Here is a 22402-nt window from a genome sequence, read left to right as displayed (position 1 = left end):
CAGAGTCACACTTCTGCCCCACGCCCGCGCGGCACGGCAGCACGCGAGGAAGCCGAGCTGCGCGACTACCGGGCTGCCTTCGCGGTGGCCAGGTCGGCGATGGCGCTGCTGTCGCCCGAGGGCGACGTGCTGGCCGCCAACCCGGCGCTCGCGACCCTGCTGGGCGCGGCGCCCGAGCGCCTCGCGGCGGTCGGCGCGGGCGCGCTGCTCGGCCTGGCCGGCGACCCGCACGCCAGGGCCGCCTTCCACGACGTGCTCACCGGCCGCCGCGACCGGCTGCGCTGCACCCGGCGGATCACCCGGCAGGACGGCGCGGCCCTGCTGGCCGAGGTCACGCTGTCGCGGACCGGGGCGGCCCCGCTGCTGCTGACCGTCGAGGACGTCGGCGAACGGGACGCGCTGCGCGAGCAGTTGCGGCACCTGCGGATGCACGACCCGGTGACCAGGCTGCCCAACAGGGCGCTGTTCTTCGAGCGGCTCACCGACGCGTGCGACAGCGCGCCGGGCCGCGGCACCGGGCGCATCGGGCTGTGCTATCTCGACCTCGACGGTTTCAAGGCCGTCAACGACACCCTCGGCCACCGGGTCGGCGACGAGCTGCTGGCCGCCGTCGCGCGCCGGCTGCTGGCCTGCGCCGAGCCCGGCGGGCACCTGGTCGCCCGGCTCGGCGGCGACGAGTTCGCGCTGCTGGTGCGGGACTCCACCGGCACCGGGCAGGCCACCGCGCTGGCGGAGGCCGTACTGACCGCGCTCCAGCAGCCGTTCGACGTGGCCGGGCAGCGGCTCGCGGTCTCGGCGAGCATCGGGGTGGTCGAGCGGGAGGCGCCGGGCAGCTCGGCCACCGGCCTGATGCAGGCCGCCGACACGACGCTGTATTGGGCCAAGGCCGACGGCAAGGCCCGCTGGACGCTCTTCGACCCCGAGCGCAACGAGCACCGGATGACCCGCCAGGCGCTGTCCCGCACGCTGCGGCAGGCCGTGGAGCGCGGCGAGTTCGTGCTGGACTACCAGCCGCTGGTCGCCCTCGACACCGGCGAGCTGCGCGGGGTGGAGGCCCTGGTGCGCTGGGAGCACCCGCACTTCGGGCGGCTGGCGCCCAACCGCTTCATCGGCCTGGCGGAGGAGGACGGCTCCATCGTCCAGCTCGGCCGCTGGGTGCTCGCCGAGGGCTGCCGGCAGGCCCGCGCCTGGCAACTGGCCCACCCGGCGGCGCCGCTTGTGGTCAGCGTCAATGTGGCGGTCCGCCAGATGTGGGACTCCGACCTGGTCGCGGACGTCGCCGAGATCCTCGCCGACACCGGACTGCCGCCGCGGCTGCTGCAACTCGAACTCACCGAGTCCGCGGTGATGGGCTCGGCCGGGCGGCCTTTGCAGGCGCTGCACGCGCTGCACGAGATGGGCGTACGGATCGCCATCGACGACTTCGGCACCGGCTACTCGAACCTGGCCTACATGAGCCGGCTCCCCGTCTCGGCCCTGAAGCTCGACGGCTCCTTCGTGCAGGGCTTCCGCTCGGCGGAACACCCCAACCCGGCCGACGAGACGATCGTCGAGGCCCTGGTCGACCTCGCCCACCGGCTGGGCCTGACGGTGACGGCCGAATGCGTCGAGAACGCGGAGCAGGCGGAGCGCCTGCGGCGTATCGGCTGCGACACGGGCCAGGGGTGGCACTACTCCCGCCCGGTCGGCCCGGACGTCATCTCGGGCCTGCTGCGCTGATCGGGCCCGGCGCACTGATCCGTCCTGCCGCACTGAGGGACCCGCGTCCTCGGGGGGAGGGAGGACGCGGGTCCCTGGCAGCGGCGGCTCGGGTCGGGTCGGGTCGGGTCAGGTCAGCAGGCGCCCAGGTCCTGCCAGACTCCCCATTCACCGGTGGTGCCGGGCTCCTCGTTCGTGGTCCACCACTTGGCGTTCCACTTGTGGCCCTTCCAGGAGACCTGGTTGCCGCCGACGTAGATCGCGGAGGCGGACCAGGACGGCAGGGTGCAGGTGCCGCTCGTCGGGGTGGTGGGCGGAGTGGTCGTGGGCGTCGTCGGCGGGGTGCTCGTGGGCGTCGTGGGCGGGGTGGTGGTAGGCGTCGTGGGCGGGGTGGTCGGCGTGCCGCAGCCCGAGGCGGAGCCGTTGGTCGCGGTCACGATCTTGTTGAAGAGCGTGGCCGCCGGATCCAGGTCGAGCAGCGAGTACATCATCGAGCCGGCCAGCCCGTGGCAGTGCCCGTAGTCGGCCTTGGCCTGGATCGCCTGCGCGCCGAGGCCGGTCCAGAACTCGTTGCCGTTGTAGAACCAGTTGGTCTGCGAGGCGGCGTCGTAGAAGGTGTCGGCGGGGTTGTCGACGACGCCGGTCAGCTCCTTGTAGTACGCCGTCCCCGCGACCTGGCTGATGCCGCGGGCCGCCGCGGGACCGGAAGCGGGCTGGTAGAGCCCGTGGTTGCTGCCCGCGGACACGCCGGACCAGCCGCGGTAGTACGTCGGGTAGCCCAGGGTGAGCTTGTTGGCGGGGAAGCCGCCGGGGATGCCGTAGGCGGAGTCACCGGTGGTCCAGGCCGAGATGGCGTGGTCGGTGCTGTACTTCTCGTTCCCGGGCGAGATCGGGTTCGAGGGGTCGCTGGGCGACTGGTACAGCGGGTCCTGGAAGTTCGTGGGGCCGTTGGTCTCGAAGGCCCCGTGCATGTCGTACGTCATGATGTTCGCGTAGTCCAGGTACTGCCCGAGCTTGTTGGTCTGGAGCTTCGCGATCTTGTCCTGACCGGCCGGCAGCGCTGCCGTGAGCAGCATCTTCCGGCCGCCGTTGGCGGCGCCGTAGGCGTCCAGCTCGCTGCGGAACTCGGCGGCCAGCGCGGTGTAGTTGGCCGTGTCGTTCGCGCTGTAGTGGTTGCCGGTGTGGCCGCCGGGCGAGCCGGGGTATTCCCAGTCGATGTCGAAGCCGTCGAAGATGCCGGCCGCGGCACCGGTGCCGCCGTAGCCGCCCTGGACGGGCAGGTTGCCCTTGATGAACATGTCGATGCAGGAGCCGACCAGCTTCTTGCGGCTGGCGTCGGTGGCGGCGGCGTCGGAGAAGTACTTCGAGTACGTCCAGCCGCCGAGCGAGATGACGATCTTCAGGTTCGGGTACTTCGCCTTGAGCTGCTTGAGCTGGTTGAAGTTGCCGACCAGCGGCTGGTTCCAGGTGTCCGCGGTGCCGTTGACGCTGATGTCGGCGCCGTAGGACTTCTGGTAGTCGGCGAAGGCGTCGCCCGCGCCGTCACCGGCGTTGGGGTTGGACTCGTTGGTGGAGTCCGACGCCTTGGTCGCCTCGAAACAGGTCAGGTTGACCGGGTCGATGTTCTCGAAGGAGTAGTTGAGGATGTTGAGCTTCCCGGCGATCCCCTCGGTGTCGAGGTTCTTGGGGTAGAAGGCGTTGCCGTACACGCTCCACTGGTCGTAATAGGCGATCTTGACGCCGCCGCTGCTCGCGGCGGCGGCCGCGGCGGGCTGGGCGGCGGCGGTGGTGTCCGCCTGGGCGGTGCCGAGGCCGCCGACCAGCGCGGTCAGCGCGCCGAGGGCGAGCGCGGCGCTGGTGGCCGCGGCCACGAGCGCTCTCTTCCTGGACTGCACGAGAACCTCCGGGGGGAGAGGGAGGAACAACAGGGGGCTGTGGGGTATGGATAGCCCTCTGATCAAGTGCACGTCAATGGTCTGAACCAAAGCCAGGACTAGACCAATTCGCGGGCTCCGAGGGCCCGCCGATCGTTCACGACGTGAGCAAAGCCCCTCGTCAACCGGGTGACGAGGGGCTTTAAGCCGTGGTTAAGGCATGGCCCGTGGTCTGTCCGCGCTTGGACCACAGGACGGCAGGAAACCGGTATTTAACCGGCTGCGATGTCCTTCGGGAAGCCGTACGCGTCGGCGATGAGGTCGTACGAGCGCAGCCGCACCGACGGCGTGTGCGCGTTGGCGGTGATCACCAGCTCGTCGGCGCCCGTCCGCCCGACCAGCTCGTCGAGGCCCGCCCTGACCGTCTGCGGGTCGCCGTACACGACATTGGCCATCCAGGAGTCCACGAAGTCCCGCTCCATCGGGCTGAACGGATGGGCCGCCGCCTCCTCGGGCGTCGGGACGAGGCCGGGGCGCCCGGTGCGCAGCCGCAGCATGCCCAGCGCGCCCGCCAGCACCTGGCGGCGGGCCTGCTCGGGGTCCTCGGTGGCCAGCGCGGCCACCCCGATCGAGGCGTAGGGGCGGTCCAGGATCTCCGACGGGCGGAAGGACTCGCGGTAGAGGGCGAGCGCCGGCACGGTGTTGGCGGCGGAGAAGTGGTGCGCGAAGGAGAACGGCAGGCCCAGCGCCCCGGCCAGCTGGGCGCTGAAACCGGACGAGCCGAGCAGCCAGATGCTGGGCCGGCCGGCGGACTGCACCCCGCCGGCGGTGGTGCCCTGCACCGGTCCCGGCACCGCGTGGATACGGGAGTAGCGGTGGCCGTCGGGGAAGTCGTCGTCCAGGAAGCGGACCAGCTCCGCGAGCTGCTGCGGGAATTCGTCGGCGCCCTCGTGGAGCGACTCGGTCCTGCGCAGCGCCGCCGCGGTGGCCCCGTCCGTACCCGGCGCGCGGCCCAGGCCCAGGTCGATCCGGCCGGGGGCGAGCGCCTCCAGGGTGCCGAACTGCTCGGCGATGACCAGCGGCGCGTGGTTGGGCAGCATCACACCGCCCGAGCCGAGCCGCAGGGTGCGGGTGAAGGCGGCCAGGTGGGCCAGGATCACCGCCGGCGAGGAGCTGGCCACCCCGGGCATGGAGTGGTGCTCGGCCACCCACATCCGGTGGTAGCCGCGGGTCTCTGCGGTCCTGGCGATCTCGACGCTGTTGCGCAGCGCGTCCCCGGCCGTCAGGCCCGCGCCGACGCCGGCCAGGTCGAGCACCGACAGCGGTACGGGCGCGCTGCCGCGGACGGTGCCGCGGATCCCGTGGCCGGCCGCACCGCTGTCGCCGCCGTCGCCGCCGCCGTCCCGAACCACGTCGTCACCCACAGCAAGCGCCTCCTTGATCGTTCACCCGCGCGCCAGGCACGCGGAATATTGCCTGAAAAATCAACCGGAGCGCTCGTCCTGATATTCCCGCGGCCAATTCGCCGATTTCACCGATCGGGCAGTGACCGTGGCATATGCCAGAGTGGCCCCTTCCTGCGTATACGCCTGCGCGGCTCCGGAGAAGTGGCCAACCGCCTCTACCGGCAAGGCTATTGGGGCTATCGTGGAATCCGGTCAAGCTGCCGGTTGGGACTCCAGTGAGCCCCAACCGTGACCAGCAGCGACAACCAGGACGCAAACGGTCACACCTGCAGGGGGCTACCGTGGCGCTAGAACACCGTCAGACCGCGCCGGTCTACGCGGTCCAGCACGCACTGCGCGTGCTGGAATCCGTCGACACGCACCGGCACGGTGTCTCCGCCGAGCAGCTCGCCCGGGAGATAGGGGTGCCGGTCGGCTATCTCTCGCAGCTCCTGGCCATGCTGCAACGCGAGCGCTATCTGGGCTTCCTGCCCGGCGGCGGCTACGTGCTCGGCGAGACCCTGGTGCTGCTCGGCGCCGCCAACCACGACGAGGCGCTGGCCGAGAAGCTGCGCGCGATCCTGGCGGAGCTGCGCGACGAGGTCGGCGCGGCGGTCTATTTCAGCCGCTACGACGACGGCGAGGTCCGCATCGTCGACTTCGCCGACGGCCCGAACGCGCCCAAGGTCAACGAGTGGGTCGACTTCCGCTCGGCCGCCCACGCCAGCGCGGTGGGCAAGTGCCTGCTCGCCCAGCTCGACCACAACTCGCGGCTCGAACACCTCTCCCGGCACCGGCCCGCCCGGCTCACCTCCCGCACCGTGATCGACGACCGCGCGCTGCTCACCAGGCTCGAACGCCAGCCGGCCAGCGTTCCCACGCTGGACCTGCAGGAATACGCGGTCGGCACGGTGTGCGCGGCGATCCCGGTCACCATCGGCAAGACGGTCGCCTGCCTCGCCCTGTCGATGCCGCTGGCCGAGGCGCACCGCCTCAAGCCGGCGGTCGACACCCTCAACCAGCGGGCCGCGCCGATGCTCCTCTCCATGACCATCTGAGCGCGGGCTCCCCCCGCGGGGGTGGTCGGAGCACCCGGCGGGAGGACGTATAGTTGTCCTCGTTGCGCCGCTAGCTCAGTTGGTTAGAGCAGCTGACTCTTAATCAGCGGGTCCGGGGTTCGAGTCCCTGGCGGCGCACTTCGCAGGGTGAAGAAGGCCTCCCACGGCGCGTGGGGGGCCTTCTTCATGTCCGCCGGGCCTCACTTCACGATCGGGCTTCACCACCGGGCGCCACGACCGGGTTTTACGGTCGGGCGCCACGGTCGGGTTTCACGACCAGTGGGCCGGGGGTGGCAGGTCCGGCGGGAGCCGGGTCGTGGCGGCGCCGGACGCGGCGGTGAGCTGCGGGGCGGTCAGGAAGAGGGCGCCCCGCAGATCCGCGCCCCGGAGGTCCGCGCCGCGGAAGTCGGTGCCCAGCAGGTCAGCGCCGCGCAGATCGGCTCCGCGCAGGTCCGCCCCGATCAGATAGGCGCCCCGCAGATCGGCTCCGCGCAGGTCCGCGCCGCGCAGGCGGGAGCCCATCAGATCGGCGCCGCGGTGGTCCCTGCGGCCGGGGAAGCCGGCGCGGGCCAGCGCGGAGGCGGTGCGCAGCAGGTCGGCGACCTGCGAACGCTCGGCCGCGACGTCCAGCGCGAGCAGCGACTCCGCGGTGCCGAGGCTCAGCGCCTCGATGCGCGCCGCCGCCGCGGCGGCGGGTTCGTACAGCCCGGCGGCGGCCGGCAGGGTGCGCAGCTCGGCGAGGTGGCGGAGCAGCTCGTGCAGCTGCCGCACCACCGGCAGCACCGCGAACATGGCCCGGCCGCCGTCCGCCGAGCCCCGCCAGTCCTGCCCGGCGAAGGTGTGCCGGGAGACCTTCTGGCCCGCCCCGAGGCAGTCGTAGACGGTGCAGCCTGCATAGCCGCGGTCGCGGAGCCGGTCGTGGATCCCGCAGCGGTGGTCGGCGCCGAGGTGGCCGCAGGGCTCGCCCGCGGCCTTGTCCCGGGCGAAGTCGGCGGACCGGGTGAAGGCGAGGGCGACGCAGCACAGCCCGAAGCAGTTGCCGCAGTCCGCCCGCAGTTCGCTGTGCTCCACCCGAGGTCCCTTCGCCGGCTCCGCCCGGGTCCATCGTGCCGTATCAGCCGGTGGTCATCCGCCGGGGAGCACGGCGGGCTTGGCCGGGGTGTAGAGCCAGGTCCCGAAGAAGCCGCCCAGGTCCTTGCCCGACAGCTTCTCCGCCAGCGCGCGGAATTCGGCGATGGTGCCGTTGCCGTAGCGGTGCTGGGCCGGCCAGGCCTTGAGCAGGGCGCGGAAGGCGTGGTCGCCGATGGTGGTGCGGAGCGCCTGGATGGCGATCGCGCCCCGGTCGTAGACGGCGTCGTCGAACTGCTTGCTCGGCCCCGGGTCGCCCGGCTCCACGGTCCAGAACGGGTCGTCCGCCGGGTAGGAGTCGTAGGTCTGCCGGGCGATCTGCTGCACGGTGGCGGTGCCCTGGTGCTCGGCCCACAGCCAGCTGCCGTAGGTGGCGAAGCCCTCGTTCAGCCAGATGTCCGACCAGCGGGCGAGCGACACGTCGTCGCCCCACCACTGGTGGGACAGCTCGTGCGCGACGGTGCCGATGCCGTCGGTGGTCGCGAAGACCGCGGGGCTGTAGAAGACCCGGGTCTGCGCTTCGAGGGAGAAGTGCGAGGGGACGTTCGGCACGTAGCCGCCCGCCGCGTCGAAGGGGTAGGGGCCGAACCAGGTGCTGAGGAAGTCGATGATCTCGCCGGTGCGCTCCACGCCCGCGCGGGCGTTGGCGGCGGTGGCCGCGGGCAGGTCGGTGCTGTAGGCGTTGATGACGGGCACGCCGGCCCGGGTACGGCCGCGGGTGAGGGCGAAGTGGCCGAGAGCGAGGGTGGCCAGGTACGTGGCCTGCGGCTTGTCCTGCCGCCAGTGGTAGGCGGTCCAGCCGCCCGCGGTGCGCTGGGAGAGCAGCAGGCCGTTGCTGATGGCCTGCTCGCCGGCCGGGACGCGGACGTTCACGTCGTAGGTGGCCTTGTCCAGCGGGTGGTCGTTGCTGGGGAACCACCACCAGGCCGACTCGGGTTCGTTGGCCGCGACCCCGCCGTCGGGGGTGCGCTGCCAGGAGGTGAAGCCGTAGCGCTCGACGCTGGAGGGCACGCCGGAGTAGGTCACCGCGACGGTGATGCGGTGGCCGCGCGGGACGGCCCGGTCCGGGGTGATCACGAGTTCCTGCTCGCCGCTGGTGGCGAACCGCGCCGGGCGGCCGTCCACGGTCACCTTGCTGACGGTCAGTGCGAAGTCCAGGTCGAAGCTGGTGAGGCCCTGGGTGGCGGTGGCCTGCAAGGTGGCGGTGCCGGAGAGGGTGTCGGTGGCGGGCTGGTAGCTGAGGTCGAGGCCGTAGTGGGAGACGTCGTAGCCGCCGTTGCCGTACGTCGGGTAGTACGGGTCGCCTATCCCGGGGGCTCCTGGGCCCGCGTCGGCGGCGGATGCCGGGATCACCAGCAGGAAGCCGAGGGCGGCGGCAGCGGACGCGATCACTCTCTTGCGCACAGGGGTCCTCCAGCGCGGGGCGGTCAGCCCCATGGGGTGGCAGGTACACGACGACCCTAGGAAGATCCGGCCGTCCCAGCCACCCCGCACCCCCCGTCTGTCGCAGAACATTCACCCGGCGCAACACACCGATCCGGCACCACTGGTGCACCATGGGAACACCGCGGCCGTCCGGTCCGCTGCCCGCCCTGACGGTGTCGATCACCCCTTCGAGCGGCTGACGGCACGGGTGCGGGCGGATAGGTTCACCATGTGAAGATTGTCTGGCTGACCAGAACCCTCCAGCGGGTGGAGAGCGACTATCTGGCGCGCTTGGGCCTGTCCCTGCCGCTGGCGGCCATCGGCCTCGTCGTCGCCTCGGACCTGATCGCCGGCCGGGACCACTTCCTCACACCCGGCATCGTCGTCGCGCCGCCGCTCGCCGCGATCACCGTGACCTGGCGCAAGACGCTCTTCATCGGGGTGCTCGGCCTGCTCGTCCAGGCCGCCCTCGCGCCCTACGACGGCATCACCGACATCCCCGACCACGACGTCTTCTTCGGCCAGGCCTTCGCCTACGCGCTCGTCACCCTCTTCAGCGTCTACATCGCCTGGCGCCGCGAGACCGGGGCCAAGGCCTTCACCGCGATCGCCTCCGTCGCCGAGGCCGCGCAGCACGCCCTGATGCGCCCGCCAGAGCCGCGGGTCGGCCACGTCCGGCTCGCCGTACGGTACGTCTCCGCCGCCGACGCCGCACAGATCGGCGGCGACCTCTACGCGGTGCTCGAAACCCCGCACGGCGTAAGGGCCCTCATCGGCGACGTCCGCGGCAAAGGGCTCCCCGCGGTGCAGACCTCGGCGGTGGTCCTCGGCGCCTTCCGCGAGGCCGCGTTCGACGAGGGCGGGCTCGACACGGTCGCCCGCCGCGTCGACACCAGCGTCGGACGGCACGTCACCACCGGGGACTTCATCACCGCGCTCTTCGCCCAGTTCGACCGGCCCGACAGCGTCGAACTGCTGCACTACGGCCACGTCGCGCCGCTGCGGGTCTCCCGCGACGGCGCCGTCGACACGCTCTCCCCCGCCGAGCCCTGGGTCCCCCTCGGCCTCGCCGACCTCGTCTCCGGCGGCCCCACGTCCTGGCGTGCCGCCATGCACCCCGGGGACGTGCTGGTCCTCTGCACCGACGGTGTCATCGAGGCGCGCAGCCCGCTCGACGGCACGTTCTACCCTCTCGGTGAGCGGGTCGGGGCGATCGTCGCGTCGGCCGGCGCCGACTTGGACGCGGCGGTCGAGGGGGTCTACGCCGATCTTCTCCGGCACGCCGGCGGCTCCCTCTCGGACGACGTCGTCCTCCTCTTCCTCTCCCCCCAGCCCCGCCCCCTCCCCTCTCCCGTGGAAGCCCCGCCTTACCCCGACTTCGCGTAACGCCCACCTGCGGCCCGGTGGGGGCGAGTGCCACTTGCGGTGGCGTCGCTTTCTTTCCCGCCTCTTCGGCGGGGCGCGCAGTTCGCCCCCAGTGCTTCGCCGACAAGGCGGGAAAGGCGACCGGCCACCGCGAGTGGCACTCACCCAGGGGCTCGTGGGGGTGCCCCCAGGCGAAGCGCTGGGGGAGAACTGCGAGACAAGCCCCCACCGGGGGGCGGCCGGGGAAAAGGGGTTAGCGGGTCGCCCGCTCCAGGGCGATGATGACGGACTCGTACGGCTCGCCCGTGGCTCGGGACATGCCGACTTCGCACATACGGCTGGCCGAGACGTAGACGTCAAAGCCGCGCGCAGCGACCTCCTCCGACTCGGCCCGGGTCGCAGACTCGGTGAGCTCCGCGTGGAGCATGCCGCGGTCGCCGGCGAAGGCGCAGCACCCGGCGTCGTCGGGGACGACGACCTCGGCGGCGATGGCGGCGGCGACCTCCGCGAGGGCGGGGCCGGGACGGCCGAGGTGCCGTGCGGAGCACGTGGGGTGGACGACGGCGGAGCCGACGCGGGTGGTGACGGTGAGCCGGGGCAGGACGTGGTCCGCGGCCCACTCCGTGGCGTCCAGGACGGTCAGCTCGCCGTGGAGGTCGCGGTTGGCGTCGGTGAGGTAGGGGACGACCTCCCGGGTGAGCCCGAGGGTGCAGGAGGTGGCGTCGACCACGAGGGGGAGCCGCCCGCCGCCGGTCCAGACCCAGGCGTGCTCGACGATCCGGTTGGCCATCACGACGTTGCCCTCGTCGTAGCCCTTGGAGTGCCAGATCGTGGCGCAGCAGGTGCCGGTGACGTCGGGCGGTATCCACACCGGCAGGCCCGCCCGGGCGGAGACGGTGACCAGGGACTGCGGCACCCAGCCGTAGCGGCCCTCGGGCGGGCCGAAGACGCGGTTGACGCAGGCGGGGTAGTAGACGGCGGCGGCGCCGTCCTGTTCGGTGCGGGGCAGGGCGCGCGGGGCGGCGCCGGGGATCTCCGGCAGCCACTCGGGTATGAGCTCGGGGCGTGCCGCCCGCCGGGCGGCCCCGGTGACCGCGGCGAGCGGCCGGTCGCCGACCCGGCGGCGTACCGCGTCCGCGGTGGCGACGGTGGCGCGGGCGGCGCGCTCCGCGGTGCGCCAGTGGGTGGCGGCGGCGCCGGCGGCGCGCTCCTCGGCGCGGGAGTGCATGGCGTGCCGGAAGTCCTTCATCATCGCGCCGGTGTCGATGCCGACCGGGCAGGCGAGCTTGCAGGTCGAGTCGCCGGCGCAGGTGTCGACGGCGGCGTATCCGTACGCGTCGAGCAGTTCGCGCAGCACGGGCGAGTCGGCGGGCTGCCGCAGCATCTCGCGGCGCAGCACGATCCGCTGCCGCGGGGTGGTGGTCAGATCGCGGCTGGGGCAGGTGGGTTCGCAGAAGCCGCATTCGATGCAGGGGTCGGCGACCGCTTCGATGACCGGGAGGGTCTTCAGACCGCGCAGGTGCCCGCGCGGGTCCCGGTCGAGGACGACGCCCGGGGCGAGGATGCCGTCCGGGTCGAGCAGCGCCTTGACGCGCCACATCAGGGCGGTGGCGGCCGGGCCCCACTCCATCTCCAGGAAGGGCGCGATATTGCGCCCGGTGCCGTGCTCGGCCTTGAGCGAGCCGTCGAAGCGCTCGGTGACGGTGCGGCAGAAGTCGTCCATGAAGGCGGCGTAGCGCTCGACGTCGGTGGCGCGGCCGGCGTCGAAGGTGAGCAGGAAGTGCAGGTTGCCGTGCGCGGCGTGCCCGGCGACGGCCGCGTCGAAGCCGTGCCTGCGCTGGAGGTCGAGCAGTTCGGTGCAGGCCTCGGCGAGCCGGTCGGGCGGCACCGCGAAGTCCTCGGTGATCAGGGTGGTGCCGGGCGGGCGGGCGCCGCCGACGGCGGTCACGAACGCCTTGCGTACCCGCCACAGCGCGTCGATACGCTCCCGGTCGCGGGTGAAGCCGCCGTGGCCTTCCGCCGCCGGGGCCGGGGTGATCAGGCCGAGGTCGGCGCAGACCCGCTCGGCGGCGCGTTCGTACGCGGCCAGTTGCGTCTCGTCCGCGGCCCGGAATTCGACCAGCAGCGCCGCGCAGGTCTCCGGCAGGTCGGCCCACTGCGCCGGCACACCGGGCACGGCGGTCGCGGCCCGCAGCACATTGCCGTCCATCAGTTCGACGGCCTCCGCGCCGGCCTGCGCGAAGTGCGGTACGGCGGCGGCGGCGGCCGGCAGCGTCGGGAAGAAGAGCAGCCCGGCGGTGGCTGCGGGGTGTATCGGCAGCGTCTCGTAGACCGCCTCGGCTATGAAGCCGAGGGTGCCCTGCGAGCCGATCATCAGGCCGCGCAGGATCTGGGCGGGGCTGTCGGCGTCGAGGAAGGCGTCGAGGCGGTAGCCGTTGGTGTTCTTGACGGCGTGCTTGGCGCGGATGCGCGCGGTCAGCTCCTGGTCCGCCTCGATCTCGTCCCGCAGGTCGAGCAGGCCCTGGTAGATGTCCGGCTCGGCGGCCGCGAGGCCCGCGTCGGCGTCCGGGTCCGCGGTGTCCACGACGGTGCCCGACGGCAGCACCACCGTCAGCGACGCGACCGTGCGGTAGGAGTCGCGGGTGGTGCCCGCGGTCATGCCGGAGGCGTTGTTGGCCAGCACCCCGCCGACCGTGGCGGCGATCGCGCTCGCCGGGTCCGGGCCCAGCACCCGGCCGTGCCTGGCCAGCGCCGCGTTGGCCCGAGCCAGCACCGTGCCGGGCAGCACACGGGCCCTGGCCCCGTCCGCCTCGACCTCGATCCCGCTGAAGTGCCGGCGCACGTCCACCAGGATGTCCTCGCCCTGCGCCTGCCCGTTCAGGCTGGTGCCCGCGGCCCGGAAGACCAGGTGGCGGCGCTCGGCCCGTGCGTACGCCAGCAGCCGCGCCACGTCCTGCACGCTCTGCGGTACGACCACCGCCTGCGGCACGAAGCGGTAAGGGCTCGCGTCCGAGGCGTAGCGGACCAGGTCCGTCAGGTCGCCCAGCACCCTGTCCGCGCCCAGCAGCCGCTCAAGGCCGGTCCGCAGCGCGGCGGGGGTGCCGCCCGCCCTGGCCTCCTGCACCCGGTCCGGCGCGGCCTCCCCCGCGGGTGCCGGCCGCAGCGCGGCGCCGCCCTTCGGTTCGAGCACGGGCATCGGAACCTCCTCGCGGAGAAACATACCGTTCGTCAACCTATGCCCGAATTCGCGAACCCGCTGGCCTTCTCCGCCCTGCGACGGACGCGGAAGCGGCCGGCCACCGGCAATACTCGTGGCCAGAGCCGGTCCGTCGGGGGAAAGGGGAACGGCGTGCACGATGATCTGCCGGACGGGTCAGGGGCGGGGCACCAGCTGTTGGCCCGCACCCTGGTCGAACTGACCGACACCCTCGGCGACGAGGCCGAGCCCGACGCGGCGCTGCGCCGGCTGGCCGGCCGCTGCGTGCGGCTCACCGCCGTCGCCGCGGCCGGGCTGCTGCTCGCCGACCAGCACGGGGACATCCGGGTGGTCGGGGCGTCCTCCGAGCCCGCGCGGCTGCTCACCGCGGCCGCCGGGCCCGGCCCCGAGTGCTACCGCGGCGGTACGGACGTCGCCGTCGCCGACCTCAGGCACCCTCTCGACCCGCTCCCCGCGGACTTCGCGCGCCGCGCGCTCGGCGCCGGCTACGGCGCGGTCTTCGCCATACCCGTACGGCACCGCAAGGAAGTCCTGGGCGCGCTCGTCCTCTTCCGCACCGGCGCCGGGCCGCTGCCGGCCGAAACCGCGGGCGTCGGGCGCGCCCTCGCCGATGCCGCGGCCATCGGGGTCCTCCAGCGGCGTACGCGCCGCCACCATCAGCGCCTCGCGGCGCAGCTTCAGGGTGCGCTGGATTCGAGGGTGCCCGTCGAGCAGGCCAAGGGCCTCCTGGCGGAGCGCTTTCACATCACCGTCGACGACGCCTTCCGCCACCTCCGGGCTCACGCCCGAGCCCACCGTCTCCGCCTCGCCGATCTCGCGACCAGCATCCTCACCGGCTCCACCGACCTCCCCCCGCCCGGCCCCTAAGAACCCGCGCCCGTCGCCCGCCTGCGGCCCGGTGGCGGCTCGTCGCGCCACTCCCTGCGGGGTGCTGTCACGGAATCCACGGTGCCGCTCGCCTGGGGGTACCCCACGCACCCCTGGGTGGGTGCCACCTGCGGTGGGCGTTGCTTTCTTTCCCACCTCGCCGGCGGGGCGCTCCGTTCCCCCCAGCGCTTCGCGTGGGGGTACCCCCACGCGCCCCTGAAAAACGCGTGCCCTCCACACAGAGCCCCTGGCAGGGGCGAACGCCGGACGCAGGAGGACGCAGGCCAAAAGGGGCGCGGGGAACTGCGCGACCAGCCACAGCGGACCGCAACTGTGAACGCGACAGAACGGGGCAGGGCCCCAGGGGCGCGTGGGGGTACCCCCAGGCGTAGCGCTGGGGGAGAACTGCGCGCGCAACCCACCACCGGGCCGCAGGCAAGCAACGCCACCGCAAGGGGCAATCACCCAGGGGCGCGTGGGGGTACCCCCAGGCGAAGCGCTGGGGGAGAACTGCGCGACCGGCCCCCACCGGGCCGCAGGCAAGGGACGCACCGCAGGGGGCAGGCCCCCGGGCCGGGGGAAGCGGGGGCCGCGGACACCGCGGAGGGGGTCAGGCGGAGTGAGAACCCGTGAGTGCGGCGAAGACCACCACGTTGGCCGAGTAGGCCTGCTCAGCCTTGTCGAACTGCCCGCCGCAAGTGATGAGGCGCAGCTCCGGCCGCCCGGCGGATCCGTAGACGCGGGTGGCGTCGAAGTGGGACTTCTCGATGACCTCGACCGCCTCGACGGAGAATTCCGCGACGGTGCCGTCGGATCGCGGGATCTCCACCAGCGCGCCGCGCTGAATCGTGCTGAGGCCGTAGAAGACCGCGGCACGCGTCTCGGTGTCGACGTGGCCGACGATGAGGGCCGCGCCGGAGGCGCCCGGCGGGGGGCCGTCGCGGTACCAGCCGGCGACGTCGGGGGTGGAGTAGGGGGGCGGGTCGACGGCGCCGTCCTTGAGGCCGCGGGCCACGAGATCGGCGTGGATGCCCACGGACGGGATGTCGATACGCAGGGGCACGGCGTCGCGCAGCGGCACGTGGGGGGCGTAGACCTGCGCGGGCCGGTCGGCGGCCGCGGCGGCGGCGAGGCCGCGGGGTCCGGGGGGCGCGGCGGGGGCGCCGTGGCCGCCGTGTCCGAGGAGCCACGCGGCCAGCAGGACCAGACCGACCACGACGGCCGCCCAGGTCCTGCCGGTTTCGGTGCGCTCGGCACCGGTGTCGTCCGCCCCCACCGCCATGCCGGTCAGCCGCGGGCGGCGGCGCGGCGGCGGTGGAGCACCAGGCCGGCCAGGCCGGCGGCGGCGACGCCGCCGGTGACGAGCAGCGGGCCGGTGCTGGTGCCGGCGGCCGCCGGGCCGGCGGCGAGCTGCGCGGTGCCGCCGCCGCCCGCGGGGACGGGATTGACCGGGGCCAGCGGTCCGCCGCCGGTCGTCACGGTGACGGTCGCGGACGCGGAGCTGGCGGAGCCGTTGCACTCGACGGAGACGGCGTAGGAGCCGTCGACGGCGTCGGACTTGATGAAGGCCGTGCCGTCCCAGCCGTTGGAGCCGTCACCGGACGGCGAGAGGGTGACCGCGTCGACGAAGACCTCGGCGCTGGCCTGGGCCTTGGCGCCGGACTTGCAGGAGGCCTTGAGGTGCAGGGTCACCACACCGCCGGGGGCGACGGTGGCGGGCGAGATGTCCATGCCGGAGCCGGACGACGCGGAGGACGAGGACGACGACGAGGAGGAAGAGGACGATCCACCGCCCCCCTCGTCGGCGAGTGCCTGCTTCGGCAGCCCGGTCACCCCGCCGACGGCGATGACGCCGAGGGCACCGGCCGCGGCGATGACGGGCAGTTTCAGACCAAACATGAGGACCTCCGCTCGGCCCGGGGGCGGGGACTCGCGCCCGGTGCTTACGAAGATCCCCGCGACCGGCCCGGCGTGCACGCTCGGTGACCCATCAGGGTGACGCGTAACTCACGGAGAGTGATCAGATTTCGGCGACCAGGTCGGCGATGGACTCGACGACCCGGGAGGGCTTGAAGGGGTAGCGCTCGATGTCGGGCACGGCGGTGAGGCCGGTGAGCACCAGGAAGGTGGTCATGCCGGATTCGAGGCCGGCGAGCACGTCGGTGTCCATCCGGTCGCCGATCATGGCGCTGGTCTCGGAGTGCGCGCCGATCGCGTTGAGCCCGGCGCGCATCATCAGCGGGTTGGGCTTGCCGACGAAGTACGGATCCTGCCCGGTGGCCTTGGTGATCAGTGCGGCGACCGAGCCGGTGGCGGGCAGCACGCCCTCGGGGGACGGGCCGGTCTCGTCGGGGTTGGTGGCGATGAAGCGGGCGCCGCCGCGGATCAGCCGGATCGCCTTGGTGAGCGCCTCGAAGCTGTACGTACGGGTCTCGCCGAGGACCACGTAGTCGGGGTCGGCGTCGGTGAGGATGTAGCCGACGTCGTGCAGCGCGGTGGTCAGGCCCGCCTCGCCGATGACGTAGGCGGTGCCGCCGGGCCGCTGGTCGTCGAGGAATTTCGCGGTGGCCAGCGCCGAGGTCCAGATATTGGCGACGGGCACGTCGAGGCCCATCCTGGACAGCCGCGCGTGCAGGTCGCGCGGGGTGTAGATGGAGTTGTTGGTGAGCACCAGGAAGGGCTTGCCCGATTCCTTGAGGCCCTTGATGAAGGCGTCGGCGCCGGGGATCGGGGTGCCCTCGTGGATGAGCACTCCGTCCATGTCGGTCAGCCACGAGTCGATGGGCCTGCGGGTCGACACCGGTCGCTCTCCTGTCGTCGTGCTGTAGCCCGTACGAGGGCGCGTGCCCCAGCGTAACCGGGGCGGGGGGTGCCCCGCCCCGGGCGTCTCGCGTGCTGGTCGCGGGCCCTTGCGGGGCCCGGTGGGGTCGGTTCAGCCCAGGGACGCGCGGGTGAAGAGGGGGGTCAGGGCGAGGAGGGCGGCGCCCTCGGCCACCGCGCGGGGGCCCGCGGCGGCGAGGGTGACCGGGGTGGTGCCCAGCGCGGTGGCGACGCCGGCCAGGAAGACGTCGGGGGCGGCCAGGACCGTACGGCCGCCGAGCACGACCCGGTCGATGTCCAGCAGCGCCACGAGGTTCGCGGCGCCGACGCCCAGCAGGCGGGCCGCGCCCTCCGTGTCGCCGCGGGCGACCGACGCCAGGCACAGCGCCTCCAGGCAGCCGCGCTTGCCGCACTTGCAGGGCGGCCCGTCGAGTTGCACCACCTGGTGCCCGAACTCCCCCGCCCCCGCCCGCCCCCCGCGGTGCGGCCGGCCGCCCAGTACGAGGGCGGCGCCCAGGCCCGTACCGAGGTGCAGATACCCGAACGAGCCCGCGCCCAGGCTCGTTCGCGGCTCGGCCAGGACCGACAGCGCCGCCGCGTTGGTGTTCTTGTCGACCGCCACCGGCAGGCCGAGCCCGCGCGCCAGTTCCGTACGCAGCGGGCACCCCGACCAGTGCGGGAAGCCGGTCACCTCGTGCAGGGTGCCGGTGCGGTGGTCCAGGGGTCCGCGTATCCCGACCCCCACCCCGAGCACCGGCGCCGGTGCCAGCCCGGCGGCCGTACGCAGCTCCCGCACCATCGCGGCCAGCCCCTCCCCGACCGGCATCCCGAGGTCGAGCGGCGCGGCGTGCTCCGCGACCGTGCGCCCGGCGAGGTCGGCCACGACGGCCGTCAGCGTCTCGCCGTCCAGGTGCGCCCCCACCGCACACCGCGCCCCGGCCGCGAGCCGCAGCTCCGTCCGCGGCTTCCCCCCGGTCGACGCGAGCCGCCCGGCGTCCTCCACCAGCCCGTCCGCCCGCAGCCGTGCGGTGATCTTGCTGACCGCCTGCGGGGTGAGCCCGGTCCGCTCGGCCAGGTCGAGCCGGCTGATCCCGCCGCTGCCGGCGGTCACGGCATCCCGCAGCAGCCCGAGGACGAGGGCGCCGTTGTGGCTGCGCAGGGCGGGCAGGTTCGCCCCGCCGCCCGGTCCGGGGACCGCACTCGCCGCGCCGTCCGCGGCAGGCGCCGCGTTCGCGGCGAAGGCTCGGGCCGGATCGGATGCGGGGGGTGAGGTCACCCCCTCATTGTCCCGTGCGCTTGCACTTTCGCAACACTGTTGCCAAAGTGAGGCCATGAGCGCTCCCGTCCCCCTCCGCGTCGCCCTGGTCGGATACGGCCCGGCCGGCTCCTTCTTCCACGCCCCGCTGATCGCCGCGACGCCGGGGCTGGTCCTCGACACCATCGTCACCGGCAACAGCGACCGCCGCGCGCAGGCGGGCGCCGAGCACCCGGGGGTGCGCTTCGCCGGCACCGCCGACGAATTGTGGGCGCGGGCCGGGGAGCTCGACCTGGTCGTGCTCGCGTCGCCCAACCGCACGCACGTACCGCTGGCGACCGCCGCGCTGAAGGCCGGGCTGCCGGTCGTCGTCGACAAGCCGCTGGCCGCCACCGCCGCGCAGGCCCGCGAGCTGGCCGCGCTCGCCGAGCAGCGGGAGCTGCTGCTCACCGTCTTCCAGAACCGCCGCTGGGACAGCGACTTCCTCACTCTGCGCGCCCTGCTCGAACGCCGCGAGCTGGGTGAAGTCCACCGCTTCGAGTCCCGTTTCGAGCGGTGGCGCCCGCAGCCCAAGGGCGGCTGGCGCGAGTCGGGCGACCCCGCCGAGATCGGCGGCCTGCTCTACGACCTCGGCAGCCACCTGGTCGACCAGGCCCTCACCCTCTTCGGCCCGGCCCGCCTCGTCTACGCCGAGTCCGACGTCCGCCGCCCGGGGGCCGCCGCGGACGACGACGACTTCATCGCGATCACCCACGCCGACGGCGTCCGCTCGCACCTGTGGATGAGCGCCACCACCGCCCGCCTCGGGCCGCGCTTCCGGGTGCTCGGCAGCACCGGCGGCTACGTCACCTACGGCCTCGACCCGCAGGAGGCCGCCCTCCGCGAAGGCCTGCGGCCCGGCGAGGGCGCCGCGTGGGGCACCGAACCGGAGTCCGCGTGGGGCACGGCGGGCACCGACGAGAACGTACGGCCCGTCCCCTCGCTCCCCGGCGACTACCCCGCCTTCTACGCGGCCGTCGAGACCTCCCTGCGCGAAGGCACGCCACCACCGGTCACCGCCTTGGAGGCGGCCGCCGCGATCGAGGTCATCGAGGCGGCCAGGGAGTCCGCCCGCACCGGACAGGCGGTGTCGCTGTGACCACCGACCTGCTGGCCGAACTGGCCGAACAGGAAAGGACCCTGGTCCTTCCGCACTTCACCAACGACGACGCCTGGCGGCTCGGGTCCCTGCTGGTCTCCCTCGCGCGGGAGCGTGGCGCCCCCGTCGCGATCGACATCCGCCGGGGCGGGCAGCAGCTCTTCCACTGCGCCCTGGACGGCACGTCCCCCGACAACGACGCGTGGCTCGAACGCAAAGCGGCTGTCGTCCTCCGGTACGGCACGTCGTCGCTGGCCGTCGGCGAGCGATTCCGCGCCAAGGGCACGACGTTCGAGGCGTCCTCCCACCTCGATCCCGCGCTCTTCGCCGCGCACGGCGGGGCGTTCCCCCTGCGGGTGGCGGGGGCCGGCGTCATCGGCGTCGTCGCCGTCTCCGGCCTCCCCCAGGCCGAGGACCACGCCCTCGTCGTCCTCGCGCTCACCCGATTCCTGGCGTAGCCCCTTCCGGGGCGGCGGAATGTCCCCCCAGAGCCCAGCCCCTGCCAGGGGCAAACGCCTGACGGCGGAAGAGGCGAGCCAAAAGGGGCGCGGGGAACTGCGCGCCCCGCCGGAGAGGCGGGAAAGAAAGCAACGCCACCGCAAGTGGCGATTACCCAGGGGCTCGGGGAACTGCGAGCCGAGCCCCCACGCAGCGCCACCGTGGACCCGTAAAGCGGCGCAAGCCACTACGCCGGGGCGAGCACCTGGCGCTGGCGGCCGAGGCCGTCGATCGTGAGCTCGACGATGTCGCCCGCGCGGAGGTAGGGGCGGGGCTCGGGCTGGCCGAGGGCGACGCCCGCGGGGGTGCCGGTGTTGATGACGTCCCCCGGGTACAGCGTCATGAAGTGGCTGAGGTAGCGGACGACTTCCGCGACCGGGAAGATCTGGTCGCGCGTGCTGCCGTCCTGGCGCAGCGTGCCGTTGACCCACAGCCGGAGGCCGAGCGCCTGCGGGTCGGGGATCTCGTCGGCCGTGACGAGCCAGGGGCCGAGCGGGTTGAAGGTCTCGCAGTTCTTGCCCTTGTCCCACTGGCCGCCGCGTTCGATCTGGTATTCGCGCTCGGAGACGTCGTGCGCGACGGCGTAACCGGCGACAGCCGCCATCGCCTCGTCCTCGTCCGCCGCGTAGCGCAGTTCGCGGCCGATGACGACGGCGAGTTCGACCTCCCAGTCGGTCTTCACGCTGCCGCGCGGCACCAGCACCGTGTCGGTGGGGCCGACCACCGTGTCGGGGGCCTTCATGAAGACGACCGGCTCGCCGGGCACCTCCGCCCCGGTCTCGGTCGCGTGGTCGTGGTAGTTGAGGCCGATGCAGACGATCTTGCCGATGCCGGTGAGCGGCGGCCCGACGCGCAGGCCTGCTTCGAGGGCGGGCAGCGAGCCGTCGGCGGCGGCCGCGGCGACGGAGGCCAGGGTGGCGGCGTCGGCGAGCAGCGGTCCGTCGATGTCGGCGACGAGCCCGCTGAGGTCCCGTACGACGCCGTCCTTGTCGAGCAGGGCGGGACGCTCGGCCCCGGCGGGGCCGACTCGCAGCAGTTTCACGGTGGTACTCCGTACGTCAGTGATCCGCGGTGGACGGTCCCCGGATGTCATCGGATGTCTGTCCGATCCTCCAATCGCGACCCCTCCCCGCGCAAGCCCTGTTCAGCACCTGGACGCGGCAATTCCGCAGGCAGCGAGCGCGGGACGCACCGCACAGAGGTCGGAGCGGCACGGCGGTCAGCCGCCCGCGAGGCGCGACACGGTGAAGATCAGCAGGCCGACCAGCGCGCCGACGACCGTGCCGTTGATCCGGATGAACTGCAGGTCACGGCCCACATGCGCCTCGATCTTCCGGGAGGTCTGCTCGGCGTCCCAGCCGGCCACCGTCTCGCTGATCAGGGAGGTGATCTGGTCGCGGTAGGTGGTGACCAGATACGTGGCCGCGTCCTCCAGCCAGCTGTCGACCTTGGCCTGGAGGCGGGTGTCGGTGGACATCCGGCCGCCGAGGGTGATCAGCGACGCCCGGGTGCGCATCCGCAGCTCGCTGCGCTCGTCCTCGGCGGCGGCCACCATCATCGCCCGCACCGAGCCCCACACCGAGGCGATGAGGTCCTGCACTTCGGGGCGGGCGAGCAGGTCGTTCTTGAGGCGCTCGACGCGTTCGCGCGTGTCGGGGTCGGACTGCAGCTCGGAGGCGAAGTCGCCGAGGAAGCGGTCGACGGCGCCGCGCGCCGGGTGCTCGGGCGAGTCGCGCATCTCGGTGACGAAGCGCAGCAGCTCCTTGTAGACGCGCTCGCCGACCTTGCGGTCCACGAAGCGCGGGGTCCAGCCGGGCGCCCCGCCCTGGACGGCGTCCATGACGGAGTCGCCGTGCTCGACCAGCCAGTCGTGGGCGCGTACGCACACCAGGTCGACGAGCCTGCGGTGCCCGCCGTCGGCGACGATCCGCTCCAGCAGCTTGCCGAGGCCGGGCGCGACCTCCTGGGCCTCGGCCCGCCGGGTGATCGCCTCGCTGACGACCGCCTGGACGTCGGAGTCGCGCAGCACGGTCAGCAGGCCGCGCAGCGCGGCGGCGGCCTGCTCGGTCACCCGGTCGGCGTTGGCGGGTTCGGCCACCCAGGCGCCGAGCCGGGAGCCGATGCCGACGGAGCGCAGGCGGGTGCGTACGACCTCGGCGGACAGGAAGTTCTCCCCGACGAAGTCGCCGAGGCTGGCGCCCAGCGCGTCCTTCTTGGTCGGGATGATCGCGGTGTGCGGGATGGGCAGGCCCAGCGGGCGGCGGAAGAGCGCGGTCACCGCGAACCAGTCCGCCATCGCGCCGACCATGCCGGCCTCCGCGGCGGCCGCCACGTAGGCCGCCCACGCCCCCGCGTCCTGCGAGTCCGCCCATCTGGCCAGGCCGTAGACCGCTGTCGCGACGGCGAGGAAGCCGGTCGCGATCAGCTTCATCCTGCGCACCCCGCGGCGCCGCTCCGCGTCCGGGTCGACCGCTCCCGGAGCGCCGGCCGCTCTCACGTCCACCTGCTTCGCCCGCATATCCACCTGCGTATTGTTGCCGCCGTTGACAATCTTGGAACGTACGGCGGGTTCCCGGCACCTCCCGGTGGCGCGGTTCTGCACCCGCGGACAGGA

At 73.3% G+C, this 22402-nt stretch carries 17 protein-coding genes and 1 tRNA gene; 7 read left to right on the top strand and 11 right to left on the bottom strand.

Going from position 1 to position 22402, the window contains the following annotated elements:
• The first annotated feature begins 99 nt into the window (after positions 1–99).
• On the top strand, positions 100–1719 hold the full coding sequence (locus OG900_26940; protein ID WUH95939.1) for an EAL domain-containing protein: 1620 nt from the start codon (positions 100–102) through the stop codon (positions 1717–1719).
• A gap of 113 nt (positions 1720–1832) precedes the next feature.
• Here the strand turns inward: OG900_26940 and OG900_26935 are convergent, their stop codons facing one another.
• Both OG900_26935 and OG900_26930 read right to left on the bottom strand, forming a co-directional pair.
• Positions 1833–3593, bottom strand: a complete 1761-nt coding sequence (locus OG900_26935) for a glycosyl hydrolase family 18 protein (protein WUH93391.1) — start codon at positions 3591–3593, stop codon at positions 1833–1835.
• 251 nt (positions 3594–3844) lie between these two features.
• A complete protein-coding gene (locus tag OG900_26930) occupies positions 3845–4984 on the bottom strand; it encodes an LLM class flavin-dependent oxidoreductase (protein WUH95938.1) in 1140 nt (379 codons plus the stop codon).
• 335 nt (positions 4985–5319) lie between these two features.
• On the opposite strand from OG900_26930, the gene OG900_26925 reads away from it, so the two are divergent.
• The gene (locus OG900_26925) at positions 5320–6075 is read left to right on the top strand and encodes a helix-turn-helix domain-containing protein (protein WUH93390.1); all 756 of its coding nucleotides are present in this window, start codon (positions 5320–5322) and stop codon (positions 6073–6075) included.
• A 64-nt stretch (positions 6076–6139) separates the two neighbouring features.
• A tRNA-Lys gene (locus tag OG900_26920) sits at positions 6140–6213 on the top strand.
• A gap of 132 nt (positions 6214–6345) precedes the next feature.
• Here the strand turns inward: OG900_26920 and OG900_26915 are convergent.
• Both OG900_26915 and OG900_26910 read right to left on the bottom strand, forming a co-directional pair.
• On the bottom strand, positions 6346–7146 hold the full coding sequence (locus OG900_26915) for a pentapeptide repeat-containing protein (protein ID WUH93389.1): 801 nt from the start codon (positions 7144–7146) through the stop codon (positions 6346–6348).
• Between the two features lie 54 nt (positions 7147–7200).
• On the bottom strand, positions 7201–8607 hold the full coding sequence (locus OG900_26910) for a M1 family metallopeptidase (protein WUH93388.1): 1407 nt from the start codon (positions 8605–8607) through the stop codon (positions 7201–7203).
• 252 nt (positions 8608–8859) lie between these two features.
• Here OG900_26910 and OG900_26905 point away from each other — a divergent pair, with 252 nt between their 5' ends.
• Positions 8860–10014, top strand: coding sequence for a serine/threonine-protein phosphatase (locus OG900_26905; GenBank protein ID WUH93387.1), 1155 nt, complete (start codon positions 8860–8862; stop codon positions 10012–10014).
• A 232-nt stretch (positions 10015–10246) separates the two neighbouring features.
• Here the strand turns inward: OG900_26905 and OG900_26900 are convergent, their stop codons facing one another.
• Positions 10247–13189 carry an FAD-binding oxidoreductase gene (locus OG900_26900; protein WUH93386.1) on the bottom strand — a complete coding sequence of 981 codons (2943 nt, stop codon included), beginning with the start codon at positions 13187–13189 and terminating at the stop codon, positions 10247–10249.
• 153 nt (positions 13190–13342) lie between these two features.
• Here OG900_26900 and OG900_26895 point away from each other — a divergent pair, with 153 nt between their 5' ends.
• Entirely contained in the window at positions 13343–14077 is a 735-nt protein-coding gene (locus tag OG900_26895; GenBank protein ID WUH93385.1) for a GAF and ANTAR domain-containing protein, read from the top strand.
• A gap of 610 nt (positions 14078–14687) precedes the next feature.
• Here the strand turns inward: OG900_26895 and OG900_26890 are convergent.
• The 4 genes from OG900_26890 to OG900_26875 all read right to left on the bottom strand — a co-directional run bounded on the left by OG900_26890 (position 14688) and on the right by OG900_26875 (position 18173).
• Entirely contained in the window at positions 14688–15359 is a 672-nt protein-coding gene (locus OG900_26890) for a class F sortase (GenBank protein ID WUH93384.1), read from the bottom strand.
• 5 nt (positions 15360–15364) lie between these two features.
• Positions 15365–15976 carry a hypothetical protein gene (locus tag OG900_26885; GenBank protein WUH93383.1) on the bottom strand — a complete coding sequence of 204 codons (612 nt, stop codon included), beginning with the start codon at positions 15974–15976 and terminating at the stop codon, positions 15365–15367.
• A gap of 121 nt (positions 15977–16097) precedes the next feature.
• Positions 16098–16877, bottom strand: a complete 780-nt coding sequence (locus OG900_26880; protein WUH93382.1) for an HAD-IIA family hydrolase — start codon at positions 16875–16877, stop codon at positions 16098–16100.
• Between the two features lie 132 nt (positions 16878–17009).
• Positions 17010–18173 (bottom strand): ROK family transcriptional regulator, encoded by a 1164-nt coding sequence (locus OG900_26875; protein ID WUH93381.1) that lies wholly within the window; start codon positions 18171–18173, stop codon positions 17010–17012.
• Between the two features lie 55 nt (positions 18174–18228).
• On the opposite strand from OG900_26875, the gene OG900_26870 reads away from it, so the two are divergent.
• Positions 18229–19290 (top strand): Gfo/Idh/MocA family oxidoreductase, encoded by a 1062-nt coding sequence (locus OG900_26870; protein ID WUH93380.1) that lies wholly within the window; start codon positions 18229–18231, stop codon positions 19288–19290.
• The gene (locus tag OG900_26865; GenBank protein WUH93379.1) at positions 19287–19748 is read left to right on the top strand and encodes a heme-degrading domain-containing protein; all 462 of its coding nucleotides are present in this window, start codon (positions 19287–19289) and stop codon (positions 19746–19748) included. The genes OG900_26870 and OG900_26865 overlap by 4 nt, the downstream gene beginning before the upstream one ends.
• A 227-nt stretch (positions 19749–19975) precedes the next feature.
• On the opposite strand, the gene OG900_26860 is transcribed toward OG900_26865, so the two are convergent.
• Together OG900_26860 and OG900_26855 are read right to left on the bottom strand one after the other, a co-directional pair.
• Positions 19976–20830, bottom strand: coding sequence for a fumarylacetoacetate hydrolase family protein (locus OG900_26860; protein WUH93378.1), 855 nt, complete (start codon positions 20828–20830; stop codon positions 19976–19978).
• A gap of 177 nt (positions 20831–21007) precedes the next feature.
• Positions 21008–22306, bottom strand: a complete 1299-nt coding sequence (locus OG900_26855) for a DUF445 domain-containing protein (protein WUH93377.1) — start codon at positions 22304–22306, stop codon at positions 21008–21010.
• Between the last annotated feature and the right edge of the window lie 96 nt (positions 22307–22402).

The organism is Streptomyces sp. NBC_00433, from assembly GCA_036015235.1.
In the GTDB taxonomy this organism is placed as follows: Bacteria; Actinomycetota; Actinomycetes; order Streptomycetales; family Streptomycetaceae; genus Actinacidiphila.
This window is presented reverse-complemented; position numbering and strand designations above follow the sequence as displayed.